This is a genomic window from Rhizobium sp. BK619 (assembly GCF_014195245.1).
Classification (GTDB): Bacteria; Pseudomonadota; Alphaproteobacteria; order Rhizobiales; family Rhizobiaceae; genus Rhizobium; species Rhizobium acidisoli.
In genome coordinates this window covers 188,522-204,919 of the sequence record NZ_JACIBH010000009.1, presented here as the reverse complement: position 1 = coordinate 204,919, position 16,398 = coordinate 188,522, and the positions used below count along the sequence as shown (strand labels likewise).

15 protein-coding genes are annotated in these 16,398 nt (G+C 62.2%); 3 read left to right on the top strand and 12 right to left on the bottom strand.

Translation table 11 applies throughout. The features are described from left to right. Positions 1–84: 84 nt before the first annotated feature. The 10 genes from FHX14_RS18680 to FHX14_RS18635 form a co-directional block, all read right to left on the bottom strand. A complete protein-coding gene (locus tag FHX14_RS18680) occupies positions 85–1,710 on the bottom strand; it encodes a GMC family oxidoreductase (RefSeq protein WP_184378067.1) in 1,626 nt (541 codons plus the stop codon). Beyond that, positions 1,707–3,236 (bottom strand): FGGY-family carbohydrate kinase, encoded by a 1,530-nt coding sequence (locus FHX14_RS18675; protein WP_184378066.1) that lies wholly within the window; start codon positions 3,234–3,236, stop codon positions 1,707–1,709. The genes FHX14_RS18680 and FHX14_RS18675 overlap by 4 nt, the downstream gene beginning before the upstream one ends. A 32-nt stretch (positions 3,237–3,268) precedes the next feature. Further along, positions 3,269–4,111 carry a class I fructose-bisphosphate aldolase gene (locus tag FHX14_RS18670; protein ID WP_246713414.1) on the bottom strand — a complete coding sequence of 281 codons (843 nt, stop codon included), beginning with the start codon at positions 4,109–4,111 and terminating at the stop codon, positions 3,269–3,271. Next, positions 4,084–5,832 (bottom strand): glycerol-3-phosphate dehydrogenase/oxidase, encoded by a 1,749-nt coding sequence (locus FHX14_RS18665; RefSeq protein WP_184378065.1) that lies wholly within the window; start codon positions 5,830–5,832, stop codon positions 4,084–4,086. Before FHX14_RS18665 ends, FHX14_RS18670 begins: the two co-directional genes overlap by 28 nt. Before the next feature lie 12 nt (positions 5,833–5,844). Further along, on the bottom strand, positions 5,845–6,837 hold the full coding sequence (locus FHX14_RS18660) for an aldo/keto reductase (protein WP_184378064.1): 993 nt from the start codon (positions 6,835–6,837) through the stop codon (positions 5,845–5,847). Next, the gene (locus FHX14_RS18655; protein ID WP_184378063.1) at positions 6,834–7,838 is read right to left on the bottom strand and encodes a sugar-binding transcriptional regulator; all 1,005 of its coding nucleotides are present in this window, start codon (positions 7,836–7,838) and stop codon (positions 6,834–6,836) included. The genes FHX14_RS18660 and FHX14_RS18655 overlap by 4 nt, the downstream gene beginning before the upstream one ends. 1 nt (position 7,839) lies before the next feature. After that, positions 7,840–8,832, bottom strand: coding sequence for an ABC transporter permease (locus FHX14_RS18650; RefSeq protein WP_184378062.1), 993 nt, complete (start codon positions 8,830–8,832; stop codon positions 7,840–7,842). 28 nt (positions 8,833–8,860) lie between these two features. Continuing rightward, entirely contained in the window at positions 8,861–10,393 is a 1,533-nt protein-coding gene (locus FHX14_RS18645; protein ID WP_184378061.1) for a sugar ABC transporter ATP-binding protein, read from the bottom strand. Positions 10,394–10,460: 67 nt separating this feature from the next. Then, a complete protein-coding gene (locus tag FHX14_RS18640) occupies positions 10,461–11,489 on the bottom strand; it encodes a substrate-binding domain-containing protein (RefSeq protein WP_184378060.1) in 1,029 nt (342 codons plus the stop codon). A 201-nt stretch (positions 11,490–11,690) separates the two neighbouring features. Continuing rightward, entirely contained in the window at positions 11,691–11,933 is a 243-nt protein-coding gene (locus tag FHX14_RS18635) for a DUF982 domain-containing protein (protein WP_184378059.1), read from the bottom strand. A gap of 200 nt (positions 11,934–12,133) precedes the next feature. Here FHX14_RS18635 and FHX14_RS18630 point away from each other — a divergent pair, with 200 nt between their 5' ends. Then, positions 12,134–12,703: a nucleoside 2-deoxyribosyltransferase gene (locus FHX14_RS18630; protein WP_184378058.1), complete on the top strand. Its 570-nt coding sequence runs from the start codon at positions 12,134–12,136 to the stop codon at positions 12,701–12,703. A 54-nt stretch (positions 12,704–12,757) separates the two neighbouring features. Here the strand turns inward: FHX14_RS18630 and FHX14_RS18625 are convergent, their stop codons facing one another. Beyond that, positions 12,758–13,078, bottom strand: a complete 321-nt coding sequence (locus FHX14_RS18625; protein ID WP_184378057.1) for a YkgJ family cysteine cluster protein — start codon at positions 13,076–13,078, stop codon at positions 12,758–12,760. Positions 13,079–13,399: 321 nt separating this feature from the next. Here FHX14_RS18625 and FHX14_RS18620 point away from each other — a divergent pair, with 321 nt between their 5' ends. Together FHX14_RS18620 and FHX14_RS18615 are read left to right on the top strand one after the other, a co-directional pair. After that, on the top strand, positions 13,400–14,317 hold the full coding sequence (locus FHX14_RS18620; RefSeq protein WP_184378056.1) for a DMT family transporter: 918 nt from the start codon (positions 13,400–13,402) through the stop codon (positions 14,315–14,317). 188 nt (positions 14,318–14,505) lie between these two features. Continuing rightward, positions 14,506–14,955: a pyridoxamine 5'-phosphate oxidase family protein gene (locus FHX14_RS18615; protein ID WP_184378055.1), complete on the top strand. Its 450-nt coding sequence runs from the start codon at positions 14,506–14,508 to the stop codon at positions 14,953–14,955. A gap of 135 nt (positions 14,956–15,090) precedes the next feature. Here the strand turns inward: FHX14_RS18615 and FHX14_RS18610 are convergent, their stop codons facing one another. Beyond that, a complete protein-coding gene (locus FHX14_RS18610; protein WP_184378054.1) occupies positions 15,091–16,335 on the bottom strand; it encodes a DUF763 domain-containing protein in 1,245 nt (414 codons plus the stop codon). Positions 16,336–16,398 lie beyond the last annotated feature (63 nt).

Here is a 16,398-nt window from a genome sequence, read left to right as displayed (position 1 = left end):
ATCGAGGTCTGTGCGTGTCGTTTTGGGGTACCGGGACGGCAGGAATGCTTCACGCATCCACGTCAGGCCGACGCGAGGCGCTCTCTACGCCTCCGATAGAATGCTTTCGGCCGCCTTCTCGGCAATCATGATCACCGACGAATTGGTGTTGCCCGAGATGATGGTCGGCATGATCGAGGCATCGACGACCCGCAGCTTCGCCATCCCATGCACCCGCAATTGCGAATCAACCACCGCCATCGTGTCGCTGCCCATTTTACAGGTGCCGACCGGATGGAAGATCGTTGTGGCGATATCGCCGGCGCGGCGAATCAGGTCCTCGTCACTTTGGTATTGCCTGCCCGGCAGCATCTCCTGCGGCCGGTACTGGGCGATGGCGCCGGCCGCCATCAGCCGGCGGGCATGCCGGATCGATTTCGTCGCCACGATCCGGTCGCCGACGGTCGAAAGATAATTCGGGCGGATGTCCGGCGCCATGGAGAAGTCCGGGCCGCCGACATGGACGGTGCCGCGGCTTTCCGGCCGCAGATTGCAGACGGAGACGGTAACCGCGGGATATTTGTGCAGCGGCTCGCCCAGCCGGTCGGTGCTCAAGGGCTGCACGTGATATTCGAGATCGGCGGTCGCAACAGCCGGATCGCTTTTGGCAAAAATGCCGAGCTGGCTCGGTGCCATAGACAGCGGCCCAGACCGGCGTAGCACATATTCAAGCCCCATGCCCGCCCGGGTGAACAGGTTGTGATAAAGCTGGTTCAGCGTCTTTGCGCCCTCGATGCGGAAAACCGTGCGGATCTGCAGATGATCCTGCAGATTTTCGCCGACGCCGGCAAGTTCATGGGTGACATCCAGCCCGGCGGCGGACAGCACGTCCGGGCGGCCAACGCCTGACAGTTCCAGGATTTTCGGCGAATTGATCGCACCGGCAGACAGAATGACCTCGCGGCCGGCGCGCGCCAGATGAGTCTGGCCGTTCAGCCGGAACCGCACGCCGGACACCCTCCTGCCGTCGAATTCCAGCCGCTCGGTTTCGGCGCCGGTCAGTACACGCAGATTGGCCCGCTTCATCGCCGGGCGCAGAAAGGCCTTGGTGGTGTTCCAGCGCAGGCCGCCGCGCTGATTGACCTCGAAATAGCCTGAACCCTCATTATCGCCATCGTTGAAATCGTCGGTTTTCGGAATGCCGAGTTCCTCGGCGGCATCGCGAAAGGCATCAAGGATCGGCCAGGAAAGCCGTTGCCTTTCCACACGCCATTCGCCGCCTGCCCCGTGCATCCGTGACCTGCCGCGGTAATTGTCCTCGGATTTCAGGAAATAGGGCAGCACGTCGTCCCAGCCCCAACCGGAATTGCCCGCCTGCCGCCAGCCGTCGTAATCGGCCGCCTGGCCGCGCATGTAGATCATGCCGTTGATCGACGAGCAGCCGCCCAGCACCTTTCCACGCGGATAGGGCAGCGAGCGGCCGTTCAGCCCGGTTTCTTCAGCCGTCTTCATCATCCAGTCGGTGCGGGGATTGCCCATGCAGTAGAGATAGCCGATCGGCACATGCACCCAATGATACCGGTCGCTGCCGCCGGCTTCGAGCAGCAGGACGCGGTTTTTCGGATCGGTCGACAGCCGGTTGGCGAGAACGCATCCCGCCGATCCCGCGCCGACGATGATATAGTCGTAGCTTCCCGCCTCGATGGCCGCATCGTTCACGCGCATGTTCACGCCGCCACTCCCGCTGCCGCCGGCGGAGCCGCCGTCAGACGCCGCCAGAGCGGCGCCATCGCCTCGGCGATATCCTGATAGAGAGCGTAGCGCCGCGCATAATGCTCCTCAAGCGAGACATCCGGCCGGTAATGCCGCTCGGTTTGCACCATGGCCGCAGCTCCAGAACCGAAGTCCGCGAAGATGCCGACGCCGGTTCCCGCCGCAATCGCCGCTCCCAGCGCACCGGTTTCGCGCGAACGGGCAACGGTGACGGGAACGCCGAGCACATCGGCAAAGATCTGCGGCCAAATCAGGCTGCGCGAGCCGCCGCCGGACAGCACGGCTTCGTTGAAGACCGCTCCGGCCTTTCGGATCGTTTCGATGTGCTGGCGATGGCCGAAGGCGACACCTTCGAGAAGCGCGCGAACGAGATGCCCCTTGCTGTGCCAGCCGGCAAGACCGTAGAATCCGGCGCGTGCGTGGCCGTCCTGTTGAGCGCCGTAGAGATAGGGATGATAGAGCGGATCGTCTGCCGCGGGCTTGATCGCCGTGGCGAGTGCGCAACAGGAATCGAAGGGCGAAACGCCTTCCGCATGCTCGCCTTCGAAGAACTCCCGCACCAGCCATTCGAGATTAGCGGCCGAGGTGGCGCTGTTTTCCATCGCCATGTAACGCGTTCGATCGAAGGTCGAGGACATAAACACCGGCCCGTCGAGGTCGGGACCGTCGATGATAACCTGGTTGATGCTCCAGGTGCCGGCAATAATCGAGGCGCTGCCGGTGCGCGAAACGCCCGAACCGAGCGCCGAGGCGACGACGTCGAACAGCCCGCCGACCACCGGCGTACCGGCGGCGAGGCCGGTTTGCGTCGCCACCTCTTCCGTCACCACGCCGGCAATGTCGGCGCTTTCGAGGAGCGGTGGCAGGAGGTCCATGCAATCGCCCAGTCCATAGGCCTCCATCAGCGCCTTGTCGTAACGGCGCGCAGCAAGATCGAGCAAACCGGCCCCCGACATGTCGGACACCTCGCTGACGCGGCGGCCGGTCAGGCGGTTGACGACGAAATCCTTGGAGAAGAACACCGTACCGATGCGGCCGAACAGGTCCGGCCGGTGACGTTTAAGCCAGGCGAGCAATGTCGGCGTCTGCGACGGCCACGGACGCTGGCGGGCAATCGGATAGGTCCGGTCGCCAACGCCGGCCTCTCGCCATTCATCGACCAGCCCGGCCGCCCGCGTGTCGAGCGACTGGATGGCGATCAACGGAGCACCGTCGCGATCAAGCGCATAGAGACCGTTGCCATGCCCGGCGCAGCCGATAGCGGCGATTTCCTCCGGCCGGATCTTTGCCTTTTCGATGCAGGCGCGGATGACCTGCCGTGCATTCGTCCAGAGTTCGTCCAACCCCCGCTCGACATGCCCCGGGCTCGGCATGCGGCTGTGCCCCTCTTCGGAGGCAGCCGCGATCTCGTTGCCGTGCCGATCGAAAATCACCGCCTTGATGACGGTATTTCCGGCGTCGAGCCCCAAAAGATAGTCTCCCATGCAGAACCCCTCCGAAGGTTCGAAATCGCAACTCAGCCCTGCTGATAGAGCGCAAAGGCCTGTTCGCCGCTCGCATCCTCGTGCACGATGGCCATCAGCCCGCGTACCACCGCACTCGGATTGGCGTGCTGATAGATGTTGCGCCCATAGACCATGCCCACCGCGCCCTGCCGCATCAAGGCCGCCGATTTGTCGAAGACGGCACGAAGATCCTCCTTGCCGCCGCCTCGGACGAGAACCGGGCACCGGGCTGCCTCCACGACCCTGTGGAAATCTTCGGCATTGGTGGTCGGATCCGCCTTGACGATATCGGCGCCCATCTCGCGGGCGAGCCGCGTCAGCGTGACGATCTTGTCAGCATCGCCATCGACCATGTAACCACCCTTTTCGGTGACCGGCTGCATCACCAGCGGCTCGATCATCAGCGGCATGCCATACTTGTCGCAATCGGCCCGCACGCGGGAAATATTCCCCACGCACTGGCGGAACAGGTCCGGCTCGTCCGGCAGCATGAACAGGTTGACGACGACGCAGGCCGCATCCATCTCGATCGCCCCGATCAACGGCTCGGCCTCGTTCTGCAGCACCGCCCACATGTCGCGGTGGCGTATTCGGTTATAGGGATTGCCCATGTCGATGCGCATGACCAGCGCCGGCTTGTCCTTGCCGGGCATGTCCTGCAGCAGGTCCGCCTGGCCGTAATTCATCTGGATCGCATCCGGGCCGGCAGAGACCAGGGCCCTGACGACGGCTGGAATATCCTCCAGCCCGTCGAGGAAGGACGGCTCGTTGCAGACGCCGTGATCGATCGCCACGTCGAGGCAGCGGTCGCGGCCGAACAGCCGGTTCATCCGGACTTTGCTGTTGTGTCGCATTCTGTGCTCCTTGGTTCGTTCCTTGCGGAAAGCATGTCTTCGTCGACGCCGTGGCGCTCGTTGAGAAGGGTGAGAAAGCGGTCGCGTTCCCGGGCGCGATCGCCCGGCGCCCAGCGCTTTTCTTGCGCCAGCAGGTCGAGTGCGGCATCCATCATGTCGAGCGAAAGCTCGCCCGAAACGGCAAGCGTGGTGCGCCGCAAAAGCAGGTCGTCGAGATGTTCCACCGCTTCCTCCCGGATCAGCAACTGCAATTCGCGCGTGGAGTAGCCGGCATGCGGCAGGGTTTCATCGCGGCCTGCCGCGATGAAACCGGCAATCGCCTCGGCATCCGTGCCATACCGGGCTAACAGCTCGGCCATGCGCCCGGCGGGAACGTCTTTGCCGGTCGCCGCCTGCGCCAGCCATACGGATCTATCGGCCGGAAATGTCCGCCCGCCGCCGATCGGCCGATCGGTTGTCGCAACCTGGCGCCTTCTGCCGAGCTTTTCCATAGCCAGGTCGGCCGCCAGTTCGCCGAAGGAGCGAAATGTCGTCCACTTACCGCCGATCATGCAGAGCACCGGCGGCCCGCCCTCGGACGGCTCCAGCACGGTGCAGAAATGATCGCGCGGGATACGTCCGGTAAAACTGTCGGTGCTGGCCGGCAGCGGCCGCACGCCGGCAAACTGGAAAACGATTTGCTCCGGCCGGATGGCGATGTCTGGCAACACGAAGGCGAGCGATTGCAGGACATAATCCCGCTCGTCCACCTCGCAGCGCACCGTTTCCGGATCATCGACGCGGATATCGGTGGAACCGACGAGAACCTTGCCGAGATAGGGAAACAGGATGCAGATCCGCCCGTCCTCGTTCTCATAATAGATCATGTGATCGGCAAGTGCGTCGTACAGCTCCGCATTGTCGATGATCAGATGCGAGCCCTTGGTGCCGCCCATCAGCGGCGCCGGCCGCGCTTCCTCGGAAAACAAGGTTCGATTGGTGACGTCGATCCAGCCGCCGGTGGCGTTGATGATCAGCGCCGGTTCGACGGCAACGGAGGCGCCGCCTATCCGGTCCTCGAGATGATACTCACCATTTTGCCCACGCCTCAGTTCGGCATAGTTCAGCGCCATCGCACCGGACTCGGCTGAAAGCCCATCCTGCAGAAGCTCGATGCCCAGCCGCTCGGGATGACTGACCCAGGCGTCGAAATAGGTGGCGGAACTCTTGATGTCGGGATTGAGTGCCGGCCACTTGGCAAGCGTCGCACGCCGGCCGCGAAACTGGTGGCGGGGCATGAGCGCTCGCTTGCGCGTCAGGAAATCATAGATGCTCAGGCCCGCCTTGATAGCGACGGCGCCGCGGCGGCTCGGACGGCGGCTGAGCCCCAGGAAGCGGACGATGCCATTGCCGAGGCCGGAGAAGAGATCGAACACCGGCACCGTCGTCGGCAAAGGCGCGACATAATGCGGCGCGTTCCGCAGCAGCCGGTCGCGCTCGACCAGCGATTCCTGCACCAGCTTGAATTCGCCGTTTTCAAGATAGCGAAGCCCGCCATGCACCATGCGCGACAGCGCCGAACTGGCGCCGGAGCAATAATCGTGCTTTTCGACGAGCAGCACATTCAGCCCCTGCAGCGCCAGCTCCCGAAAGACGCTGATGCCGTTGATGCCGCCGCCGATGATACACACGTCCACTTTCGGGCTCCGGCGAAGCCCGTCCAATATCTCTTCACGTTTCATGATGGCGATCCGCTATCTTATATCAGTCAGTTTCGCCGCGATGGCCGCATCGATTGCCGCACGGTCGGCCGCATGCAGCCGGATAGTCCCGGCCCGCGCATTGTCGATCGCCTGTGCCGGATTGCGCGCCCCGCAGAGCGCAAAGGTCACGCCGGGCTGGGCCAGCGTCCAGGCAATCACGGTCTGGGCGATGCTGGCGCTGTGCTTTTCGGCGATCGGCCGGATAGCGTCGGCAAGCGCCATTGCCTTCTGGCGGTTGACGACCGAAAAGCGCGGATTGTCCTTGCGCTGGTCGTCGCCTGAGAACACACGGTCCGGACCGATGGTGCCGGACAGCAACCCCAGCGCCAGCGAGGAGTAACTCAGCGTCGCTATGCCGTTCACCGTGGTCAGCGGCAGAAGCTCCGCCTCGATCTCGCGGTCGATCATGCTGAACCGCTCCTGGATCGCATCGAGACCACCGGCCGCGATATAGGCATTGAGGTCGTCGTGGCTGACATTGCTTGCCCCGATCGCCCGGATTTTTCCTGCTGTGCGCAGATCTTCCAACGCCCGCATCGTTTCTTCGACCGATGTCGTCGGGTCCTGCCAATGGGTGATGTAGAGGTCGATATAATCGGTTTTGAGCCGCCTCAGGCTTTCCTCGACCTCATGCAGGATCGCCTCGCGGCCGAGATAACGGTGGACCGGCTTGCCGTCTTGATCGAAGAAATGACGGCCCTTCTGCGTATGCCAGACAAGGCCACATTTGGTGGCGATGACAGCCTTGTCGCGGCGACCGGTCAAGGCCCTGCCGACGATTTCCTCGGAACGTCCGAGCCCATAGGCCGGCGCAGTGTCGATCAGCGTCACGCCGGCATCGAGCGATGCCTGGATTGCGGCGGTGGATTCTTTCTCGTCCGTCCCGCCCCACATCCAGCCGCCGATGGCCCAGGTGCCCAATCCGACCGCCGAGGCGGAAACGCCGGATTTGCCGATCTCACGTGTCAATTGCTGCGCGCTCATGCCCATTTTCCTTCGCCATTCGCCAGTGCCAGCACCCGCGCACCCGTCGCCTCGTCGGTCACCAGCGTATCCAGGTGATTGCCGCGGAGAACGCTGAGGATCGGGCCTGCCTTGTTCGGGCCGCTCGCGACACCGATCTTGGTGGGGATCGAGGCGAATTCCAGCAGCGTCAACGACACCAGCGAACGGTTGAGGCTGTAGTCGCAGACCCGGCCATGATCATCGAGCAGATGCGCCAGCAATTCGCAGGAGGCGCCGGACCGCTCGATCGCGGCGCGGTCGGTGCTCGATGAGGGATGCAGGTCGTAATAGCTGGAATCGTCCGACAGGATCGAGCCGATGCCGACCACGGCCACCCTCGCCTCGCGCGCCCGTTTGAAAACGTCTGCCACCGAACGCATGTTGATCAGCATTGCCCGCTGCTCGGCATCGTCGGCAAAGAGCGGTGCGTGGATCTGGTAGGAACGCCCGCCAAGCCGGTCGGCCATCAAGGTCGAGACGTGGTTGACGTCGGTATAGTGCTTGCCCTGCACGCAGCCGGTTGCCGGTATGACTTCGACATCGAAACGACGCGGCGGCTGCAGGCCGGCGACGACGGCGCTCACCCCTTTGCCGCCGGTGATGCAGATCGTATCGCCGTCGACGATCTCCTCCAGCAGCAACCGCGCTGCCGCTTCGCCGACGGCTTGCAGCGCCGTCTGCGGATTGTCGGACACCGTCGGCACCACCACGGCACGGCCGATGCCGCCAAGCGCCAGCAGCCGTTCTTCCATATCGACCAAAGGCTCGACCGGCGACTTGATCTTGATCTCGACCAGGCCGAGCTGGCGGCCGCGCTTGATCAGGCGGTTGACGGTGGCGTGCGAGATGCCGAGCTGATCGGCAATCTGCGCCTGCGTCAGTCCTTCGAGGAAATGCAGGACCAGAGCCTGGTGCATCTGCCGGGCGATGACGATTTCCTCGCGCGGCGCGTTTGCGGGTTTGAGTTTGGCTATCGGCATATCAGGCAGCCTTCCGCTTGTGCAGGAAATGATCGATCGAGACGGCGGCAAGCAGAATGCAGCCTTTGATCATGTCTTGCCAATAGACGGATACGTCGAGCAAGATCAACGAGCTCGTGACGACCGACAGCAGGGCGATGCCGAGAATTGCTCCGAGGATGGTGCCGGAGCCGCCATTCAGCGACGCACCGCCAATCACCGCGGCGGCGATGATGTTGAGTTCCATGCCGACGCCGAAGGTCGGGGTCGCGGCACCGAAGCGGGACATGTAGATCACCCCGGCAACACCGGACAACGTGGCGCAGAGCACCGTCACCCAGAACTTCACCTGATTGGTCTTGATGCCGGAATAGAGCGCCGCCTTCTCGTTGCTGCCGGTGTAGAACACTTTGCGGAAGGCGGTTGCCCGGCGGAGCAGGAAATCGAACAGCACGACGACGGCAACGAAGATCAGGATCACATAGGGGACGCCGGAGAACGTGCCCTGCCCGACCGCCTTGAACGAGGGCGGCAAGGTGAACAGCGACAGCGGCGTGCCCTTGGTGATGATCAGACAGACGCCGCGTACGATCACCATCGCCGCCAGCGAGGTGATGAAGTGGTTGAGCCCGACGACCGTGACGAAGAAGCCCATGACGCAGCCGATCAGGCCGCTGGCAACGATCCCGAGCAGGGACGCGTTCCATGGATCGAGCCCCAGCAGAAACAGCGAACCCGACAGCACCATCGAGAAGCAGACGACCGAGCCGACCGACAGGTCGATCCCGCCGACGATCAACAGGATGGTCATGCCGACGACGACGATCCCTTCGACCGAGAATGACATCAACATCGCCCGGAAATTGCCGAGTGTCAGAAAATGCGGCGAGGCAAAGCTCATGACGATGCAGAGCGCCAGGATGATTGCGATCAGTCCCGCCTCGCGCATCCTCCCCAGCCGTTTCCACCCGGGCGCGCGCGCCTGATGTGCCGCTGCCAACGTAGCCTCCGCCATGACCTTGTCTCCTACTCCTGCGTTTTCGTTATGCGGCATGCTCGGATGCCCTTGCGTGACCGCCGATGCCCGACGCGAGCCGCATGATCGCTTCTTCGGTCATCGTCTCGCCTTCGACCTCGCCGGCAACCCTGCCCTCGTGGATCACCAGCACCCGGTCGCACAGGCCGAGAAGCTCCGGCAGTTCCGACGAAATAACGACGATACCGATGCCGGAGCGCGCGAGATCGCGCAGCAGCCGATGGATTTCCGATTTGGCGCCGACATCGATGCCGCGGGTCGGCTCGTCCATCAGGATGACCTTTGGATTAACCGCCAGCTGCTTGCCAATCGCCACCTTCTGTTGGTTTCCACCCGACAGCGACGCGACCGGCATGTCGATACCGCCCATCCGCACACCGAGCCGCCGAACCAGGTCGCGAGCGCGATCCGCCTCGGCCTTCGAATTCAGCAGCCCCAACGGTCCGGTCAGCGATTTCAGATCGAGAACGGCAATGTTCTGGGCGATGGAGAGATCGAGGAATATGCCGGAGCCTTTCCGGTCTTCCGACAGGTAAACGACCCCGGCCTGCACGGCCTGCGCATAGGACCGCGTCCGCAGCCGCTGCCCATGCAGTTCAACCTCGCCTGCAATCACCGGCCGCAATCCGCAAATACCTTCGGCGATCTCGGTGCGGCCGGAGCCGATCAGCCCGCCGACGCCGAGAATTTCGCCCTTGCGCAGGTCGAAGCCTACATCCGCAAAGCGGCTGCCGTCGCCGAGATGGCGCACACTCAGAATGGTCTCGCCGGTCTGCTCCGCCGGCGCCTGCTTTTCGGGATAGAGCTGGGTGATCTCGCGTCCGACCATGCGGCGCACCACGTCATCCGGCGTCAAATCAGCCACCTTCTCTGTCGAGACATAGCGGCCATCGCGAAACACGGTGACCCGGTCGCACAGGCTGAAGATTTCGGCCATGCGGTGGCTGATATAGATAATCGAAATACCCTGCGCCTTGAGGTCGCGGATGATGCCGAACAGCACCTGCGTCTCCGATTCCGTCAGCGCTGCCGTCGGCTCGTCGAAGATCAGCACCCGGCAATCGAGTGTTAGCGCCTTGGCGATCTCGACGAGCTGCTGGCTGGAAATCGACAGGTCGCCGACTTTGCGGCGGACGTCGATCGGCGCCAGACGGTTCATCACGACCTGCGCCTCCCGCTCCAGCCTGCCGTAATTCATGAAAGGCCGGCGGCGGCGGTTGGTCGCGGCCATGAACATGTTCTCGGCCACCGTCGCATCGGGGCAGAGCGCAATTTCCTGATGCACGAGGCCGAGCCCGAGCGATTGCGCCACGGCCGGCGACGTCACCTTTACCGGCGCGCCGTCGACGAGAATGTCGCCCTCGGTCGGCTGCAGCACGCCGGCAGTGATGTTCATCAGCGTCGACTTTCCCGCGCCGTTTTCGCCGCAAAGCGCATGAACCTCGCCTTTCTCAAGGCTGAAGCTCACCTCAGTCAACGCCTTCACCGCACCGAAGTGCTTGCTGACATTGCGGATTTCCAGAACCGGCACCGCCGCCATCTTCCTCTCCTCCTCACGTTCATGGTGGCTGTCCGGAGCTCCTGGCCCGGACAGCCGAACCATCGGCTTACTCCTCGATGCCTTTGGTGCCCCGCCGCTTCAGGTATTTGTCCCAGTAGAAGTCGTCGGCATTATCAGCCGTGACGATCGACAGACCGTTGTCGACGAATGGAATGCTCATCGGGTTGAAGCTGGCGCGCTTGGCGTCGTTCATCGGGTCGATAAGTTCGGGATGTTTGGCCAGCCACAGGAGCATGAAGCCCATGTAACCCTGCATGCCCTGGTTCGGGTTGATCGAGCCGAACACTTCGCCTGCCTTGATCATGTCGAGGATATTGGCGTTGACGTCGGCGCACATCACCAGGATCTTGCCGCCGCTTTCCTTGTTGGCCTGCGAAGCGCCGATTGCCGAGTTCGCTTCCGGCATGAAGACGGCGCCAAGATTCGGATGGGCCTGCACCAGGCTCATCAGGCCCTGATAGGCCTTATTCGGGTCCTGGTTGGACGCAGCGCGGCCGACCAGTTTCATGTCCGGATATTTTTCGTCCATACGGGCGATGAAAGCGGCGATACGCTTGTCGTGGTTGTCCTGGCCCGGATTTTCCAGAACGGCATATTCGCCCTTGCCGCCCATCTTTTCGGCAATCGCGTCGGCCGCATAAGTGCCTTCGCGGGTATTGTCCGAAGTGATGAACGAGATGCGCTTGGAGAGCGGCGCATCGGCTGCGAAGGTGACGACCGCCGTGCCCTGATCGATCGCCCGGTTGATCGGCTCGATGAACGGGTCGGAATTCATCGGATGGACGAGGATACCGGCGGGGTTCTGGGCCAGAGCCTGGTCGAAGGTGGCGATCTGCTTGTTGACGTCATATTCCGGGGTGCCGGTATAGGCCGTTTCGCAACCGAGTTGCTGACCGGCCTGCTTGAACATTTCATAGACCGGGAACCAATATTCGACCCCCGAGACCATGACGTTCATGACGTATTTTTCGCCCGGCTTGCAGCGGAACGGATTTTCCGCACCCGCGCTGGCTGCGCCGGCAAATAGAGTCGATGCGAGGACCGCCAATGCGGTCGTGCCTAAAAATCTGCGCAAGTTTCCTCCTCGAGGCCGAAGCCCCTCCCAAATATCCGGCGGCGCCTGAGCGGCTGCCGATGATCCATTGAAGACCGGAGTTCCTCCTCGAAATCCGGTATGGGCAAGTAATCCTAGACACAGTCGTCTGTCAATATAATTCAGACGTTGAAATATATTTCACGCCCCAGGATGCTATCGGTTGTTTGCGGCAAGCGCGGGCTAACGGAGCACGCCGGCTTCTTCGGCCGCGACTTTGAAAGCCAATGCGGCCGCGGCTGCATCGGCTTGCCCGTGGATGGCGTCCGTGCAGATCTTCTTGGCGGCGGCGAAGGATGCCGCTTTCTCAGGTGGCCAACAGGTCATCAGATATGCGAGCGCGTCCCTGCTATTGCGGATACTTTTAAGATGGTCGCCATCCCCAATGATGACCTCAACGGGCTGGTCCCAAAAATCGCGGCGCATCGACATCTCCTCAGCTCTTGGCTATGGCTGAACGTCATCTGCGCGGGCTCGTTCCAGCATGGGACTTTGGTCCCATACGATCGGGCGAACGATCCGTCTGCGCTGCACGTGCGCGGTTCTCGTCCACTGGATTGTGATCCTCATTCGCTCTACAGCAAGGGACGCATTCCGAGCCCGTCCCCTTAAGGTGCAATTGATCTATGCCGAAAAAAATTTATCTCGCAGGTCCTGAAGTGTTCCTTCCAAACGCCCGTGATATGCTCGACCGGAAGGCAGCGCTTGTCCGCGATGCGGGACTTCACCCACTCTCACCCGGTGACCTGGAAATCCCACAGACGAACTCGAAGCGCGAGCGGGCGGCAGCGATAAACGCGGTGGACGAGAAGATGATGATGGAGGCCGATGCCATCATCGCCAATCTAACTCCCTTTCGCGGCATTGCCGCTGATACCGGGACGGCCTTCGAACTCGGCTTTATGTGCGCAAGCGGCAAGCCTGTCTTCGCCTATACGAATGTGGCCCGCGATCACAGCGGACGGGTGAGCGATCTTTATGGCGGCGCCGTCGCCTATGATGCCGAAGGTCGGCTGCGAGATCCGAACGGGATTGCGGTCGAGGATTTCGGCCTGGCCGACAATCTCATGCTGCACGCCGGGATCGAGCGGCGCGGCGGCGTCCTCATCGTCGGAGACGCGGCTCGTGACGCGCTCTATACAGACTTGTCCGCGTTCAAGACATGTCTCGCCATCGCAGTCGAGAAGCTGCGGTAAGGACTTCGTCCAGGCGTTTGAGCTTCCGCGCTGCGCTATGGATTTACGTCCGGCTTAAAGCGCTGACCTATCCAAGGGAAGCGTTAATCCGAAGGCGTCACGCGCCATCAGGCAGGCAGCGTCTCCGGGAACGCATTCGCGACAAACGACAGGGCGAATATCGTAGACAAGGCAAGATGTCTCGACACCGACCCGACCCGACAATGCAGCGCAACGCGACCCACTACAACGCATGCCCGTTTCATCTGCAGCAACGAAGCGCGGTGGCAGCAAATCGAGAGCAGCATCACTTTCCGTGGAAAATCTTGGCCAGTCAGATGAAAAGGAGCAACACGCACCGCAGGTTTGGCAATCTAGATCGCTTAGTGAATTCATACCCAGCTCCTACCACGGCACCTGCCGACAACGCAAAGTGCTTGATTCGGAAGATGACCGCCCGGCCTGGTCGGCCGTAATCATTTCTTCGGGGGAGGCCTGATTGAGGCGGAACGGTTTCAAGCGGCCTTTGCGCTGTCCTCGCTGTGACGTTCACGGCACTTTAGGCATTCCTTTGAAAGCTGCCAATGAAGTGCCGAACGATAGAGGACGGCGAACAAACAAAATCACTGATGAAACTGACCATTGACATTGGCGGTGTTAAGGCCGAAGCCGCACTCGGCTGCGCAATGCGCGGCCGTTTTCACGAGGATTCGAGAGATGAAGACCAAGGCGGCTGCAGCCAACGCCGGAAACCTGATCATGACGGGTGTCGTGCTGATGCTGCTCGGCGATCTGCTCTTTGCGCTGAACGATGCGATGGGCAAATGGCTGCTCACGAACTTCGCCCTCGGCCAGGTGCTGGTGATCCGCTCGGTCGGCTCTTTCATCGTGCTCGGGCCGATGATCGCACGGCAAGGGCCGATGGCCCTGTTCCGCGTCGAGAAGAAGGGCCTCCAGTTCATCCGTGTTTTCATGGCGACCGCCGATGTCGCTCTGTTCTACGCGGCCGTCGCCTATCTGCCGCTTGCCGACGTCATGACCTTCTATATGGCCGGGCCGATCTACATAGCCGCGCTCTCGCATTTCTTTCTTGGGGAAAAGATCGGCTGGCGCCGCTGGCTCGCCGTTCTGGTCGGCTTTGCAGGCGTCGTCATCGCGCTGCGTCCGTCGACGGCGATGCTGTCGCTTCCGTCGCTCTTCGGCCTTGCCGGCAGCCTTGCCTTTGCGCTGTCGCTGGTGATGAGTCGTTATCTGCGTTCGACCAGCGACACGACCCTGGTGACGTGGCAGACGATCGCCGCCCTTGCCACCGGCATTGCGCTGAGCATCGGCAATTGGCAGCCGGCAACGCTCGTCAATTGGTCCGGCATGCTGCTGCTCGGTGTCGTCGCTACGTGCGCGCATCTCTTGATCACCCGCTCGCTGAAGCTCGCGCCGGCATCGCTGCTGGCGCCGATGCAATATACGCTGCTGCTCTGGGCGATCGTGCTCGGCTACATCTTCTTCAACGACATTCCCGACATGCAGATCATCGTCGGCGCCGCAATCATCGTCTTTGCCGGGCTCTTCATCTTCCATCGGAAGAACTTGAAAGAGACGGTTCCGGTCGAAGCCGTCCCGCCCGACGGCCATTGAGGCTAAAGCGCCGCTTGTCTTTTCAGCTTCGCATAGGACGCTGCTGTAACCCCTGGAATTCCTGCATACTTCCATTCTTGAACCCGCGGGAATAATCAAAATGTCGGAGGCTTCGTCACTCAGGCTTTCCACGGAACAATTTGGACGCCTGCACGCTACTCTCGAGCATTCAAACCCGGGAGACCGCAATGGCGTCCATGACCATCGAAGACCTGTCCTCGCAACTGAAGAAGATCGATTTCTGCATGCTGTCGACGAACGCCGGCTCGGGCCGCATCTCGGCCCGACCGATGAGCAACAATGGCGACGTCGAATATGACGGTGATTCCTGGTTCTTTTCGTATGAGGACAGCAGAAAAATCACGGAGATCGAAGGCATCGACATCGTCTCGCTGACGTTCACGGCACCGCCCAGTCTCCTCGGCAAACCGGGGATTTTCATCGCTGTCGAGGGCGTCGCCTCACTGGTGCGCGACAAGGCGGCATTCGAAGAACATTGGGTGCCCGATCTCGAGCGGTGGTTTCCGGAAGGTGTGGACACTCCCGGGATCGTTCTCATCAAAGTCTCCGCGTCCTCCATCCGCTACTGGGATGGTGAGGAAAACGGCGAGGTCACCCTACCCGGATCAGCGAGATAAGAGAGCGGCATAACGGAGTGCCCTAGAACAGGATGATTTTAGGCCCGTTTGGCCTAAAATCTGAATCCTGTTCTAAATTAAAGAGTTAGAGCATGATGTCGCCCGAAAACCGCTCACACTTTTCGGCATCATGCTCTAGTCTGCGGGCGGCGGCTCCCAGCCGAAGACGCTCCGGCCGCCGAAATCGGCGGAGTGGCGGAATTCGCCGGCGATGATTTCCTTGAGGTCGGGACCTGTCACATAGCGTTCCATCTGCCTGGACTGGTCATCCAAACGCTTGAGCGCCTGCAGCTCTTCCTCCCGTCCGAGCCTGCCCTTCTGCACTGCCGATTTCATCACCCCGATCGTCTCGTCATAGACCTTGAGCGGCACCGGGAAAGGATGGCGGTCCTTGCCGCCGTGGGCGATCGAGAAGCGTGCCGGATCGGAAAACCGGCAGGGCGCGCCGTGGACGACTTCGGCCACCATGGCCAGCGCCTCCACCGTGCGGGCGCCGACACCGGGGACCAGCAGCAGCTCTTCGAAATCCGCCGGCCCGCGGTCGGCTGCGGCGGCGAGGTTTCCATGCAGCCGCCGCATATTGACATCGCTCTCGCGCACATCGTGATGCGCCGGCATGATCAGGTGCGGCAGCATCGGCTGCTCGGCGGGCTCGGGCGCCTGCTGCTCGACACGCAATAGGGCGGCGGCCTCGCGGATGATCCGGTCGGGACCGAGCGTTGCCAGCAGATCGAGCTGGCCGCGCCGCGACCGCTCGGCGCGCCTGTCGGCCAGATTGACAATCGTGCCCTGGCTCCTGCCCTCGATTGCCGCATGCGGCGAGTCAACAAAACTTTCCAGTCCTTCCGACAGCCAGTGATAGCGCCGTGCCTGCCGCCTGTCGCCGTTCATGCCCTGCTGCACGACCACCCAACGGCCGTCATCGGCGACGATGAACCCGTGCAGATAAAGATCGAACCCATCCTGAAGGGCGGCGCTATCGACCTTGGCGATGAGACGGCTCGTCGTCGCCAGGCCTTCGCCATCGAGGCCAACGCGTTCGCCGATCGAGACGAGTTCCTGCGGGGTTTTGCGCGAATGCGCGCCGCGGCCGCCGCAGACATGCAGACCGAGTTCGCCGGCGCGCGGTTTCAGCCCGCGCTTTAGCGCACCGAGAACGCTAGTCGTGATGCCGGAGGAATGCCAGTCCATGCCCATGACCGCGCCGAAGGACTGGAACCAGAAAGGATGGGCGAGCCTGCGCAGGAATTCGTCGCGGCCGTAGTGATGCACGATCGCTTCGGTGATCAGGGCTCCGAGCCGCGTCATCCGGTCGCCGAGCCAATGCGGCACACGTCCCCCGTGAAGGGGAAGATCGGCACTACCTGCGCGTTGTGACATTTCGTTTCCTTACGCCTCCATCACCTGAAAAAGCCCGCCCGGCCGCCTCTTCCGACGCCGCAC

Coding starts and splice junctions, on each gene's coding strand:
- FHX14_RS18675 (WP_184378066.1), bottom strand. CDS start 3,236: ATGGGAGACTATCTTTTGGGGCTCGACGCCGGAAATACCGTCATCAAG.
- FHX14_RS18670 (WP_246713414.1), bottom strand. CDS start 4,111: ATGCGACACAACAGCAAAGTCCGGATGAACCGGCTGTTCGGCCGCGAC.
- FHX14_RS18665 (WP_184378065.1), bottom strand. CDS start 5,832: ATGAAACGTGAAGAGATATTGGACGGGCTTCGCCGGAGCCCGAAAGTG.
- FHX14_RS18660 (WP_184378064.1), bottom strand. CDS start 6,837: ATGAGCGCGCAGCAATTGACACGTGAGATCGGCAAATCCGGCGTTTCC.
- FHX14_RS18655 (WP_184378063.1), bottom strand. CDS start 7,838: ATGCCGATAGCCAAACTCAAACCCGCAAACGCGCCGCGCGAGGAAATC.
- FHX14_RS18650 (WP_184378062.1), bottom strand. CDS start 8,832: ATGGCGGAGGCTACGTTGGCAGCGGCACATCAGGCGCGCGCGCCCGGG.
- FHX14_RS18645 (WP_184378061.1), bottom strand. CDS start 10,393: ATGGCGGCGGTGCCGGTTCTGGAAATCCGCAATGTCAGCAAGCACTTC.
- FHX14_RS18635 (WP_184378059.1), bottom strand. CDS start 11,933: ATGCGCCGCGATTTTTGGGACCAGCCCGTTGAGGTCATCATTGGGGAT.
- FHX14_RS18630 (WP_184378058.1), top strand. CDS start 12,134: ATGCCGAAAAAAATTTATCTCGCAGGTCCTGAAGTGTTCCTTCCAAAC.
- FHX14_RS18625 (WP_184378057.1), bottom strand. CDS start 13,078: ATGAATTCACTAAGCGATCTAGATTGCCAAACCTGCGGTGCGTGTTGC.
- FHX14_RS18620 (WP_184378056.1), top strand. CDS start 13,400: ATGAAGACCAAGGCGGCTGCAGCCAACGCCGGAAACCTGATCATGACG.
- FHX14_RS18615 (WP_184378055.1), top strand. CDS start 14,506: ATGGCGTCCATGACCATCGAAGACCTGTCCTCGCAACTGAAGAAGATC.
- FHX14_RS18610 (WP_184378054.1), bottom strand. CDS start 16,335: ATGTCACAACGCGCAGGTAGTGCCGATCTTCCCCTTCACGGGGGACGT.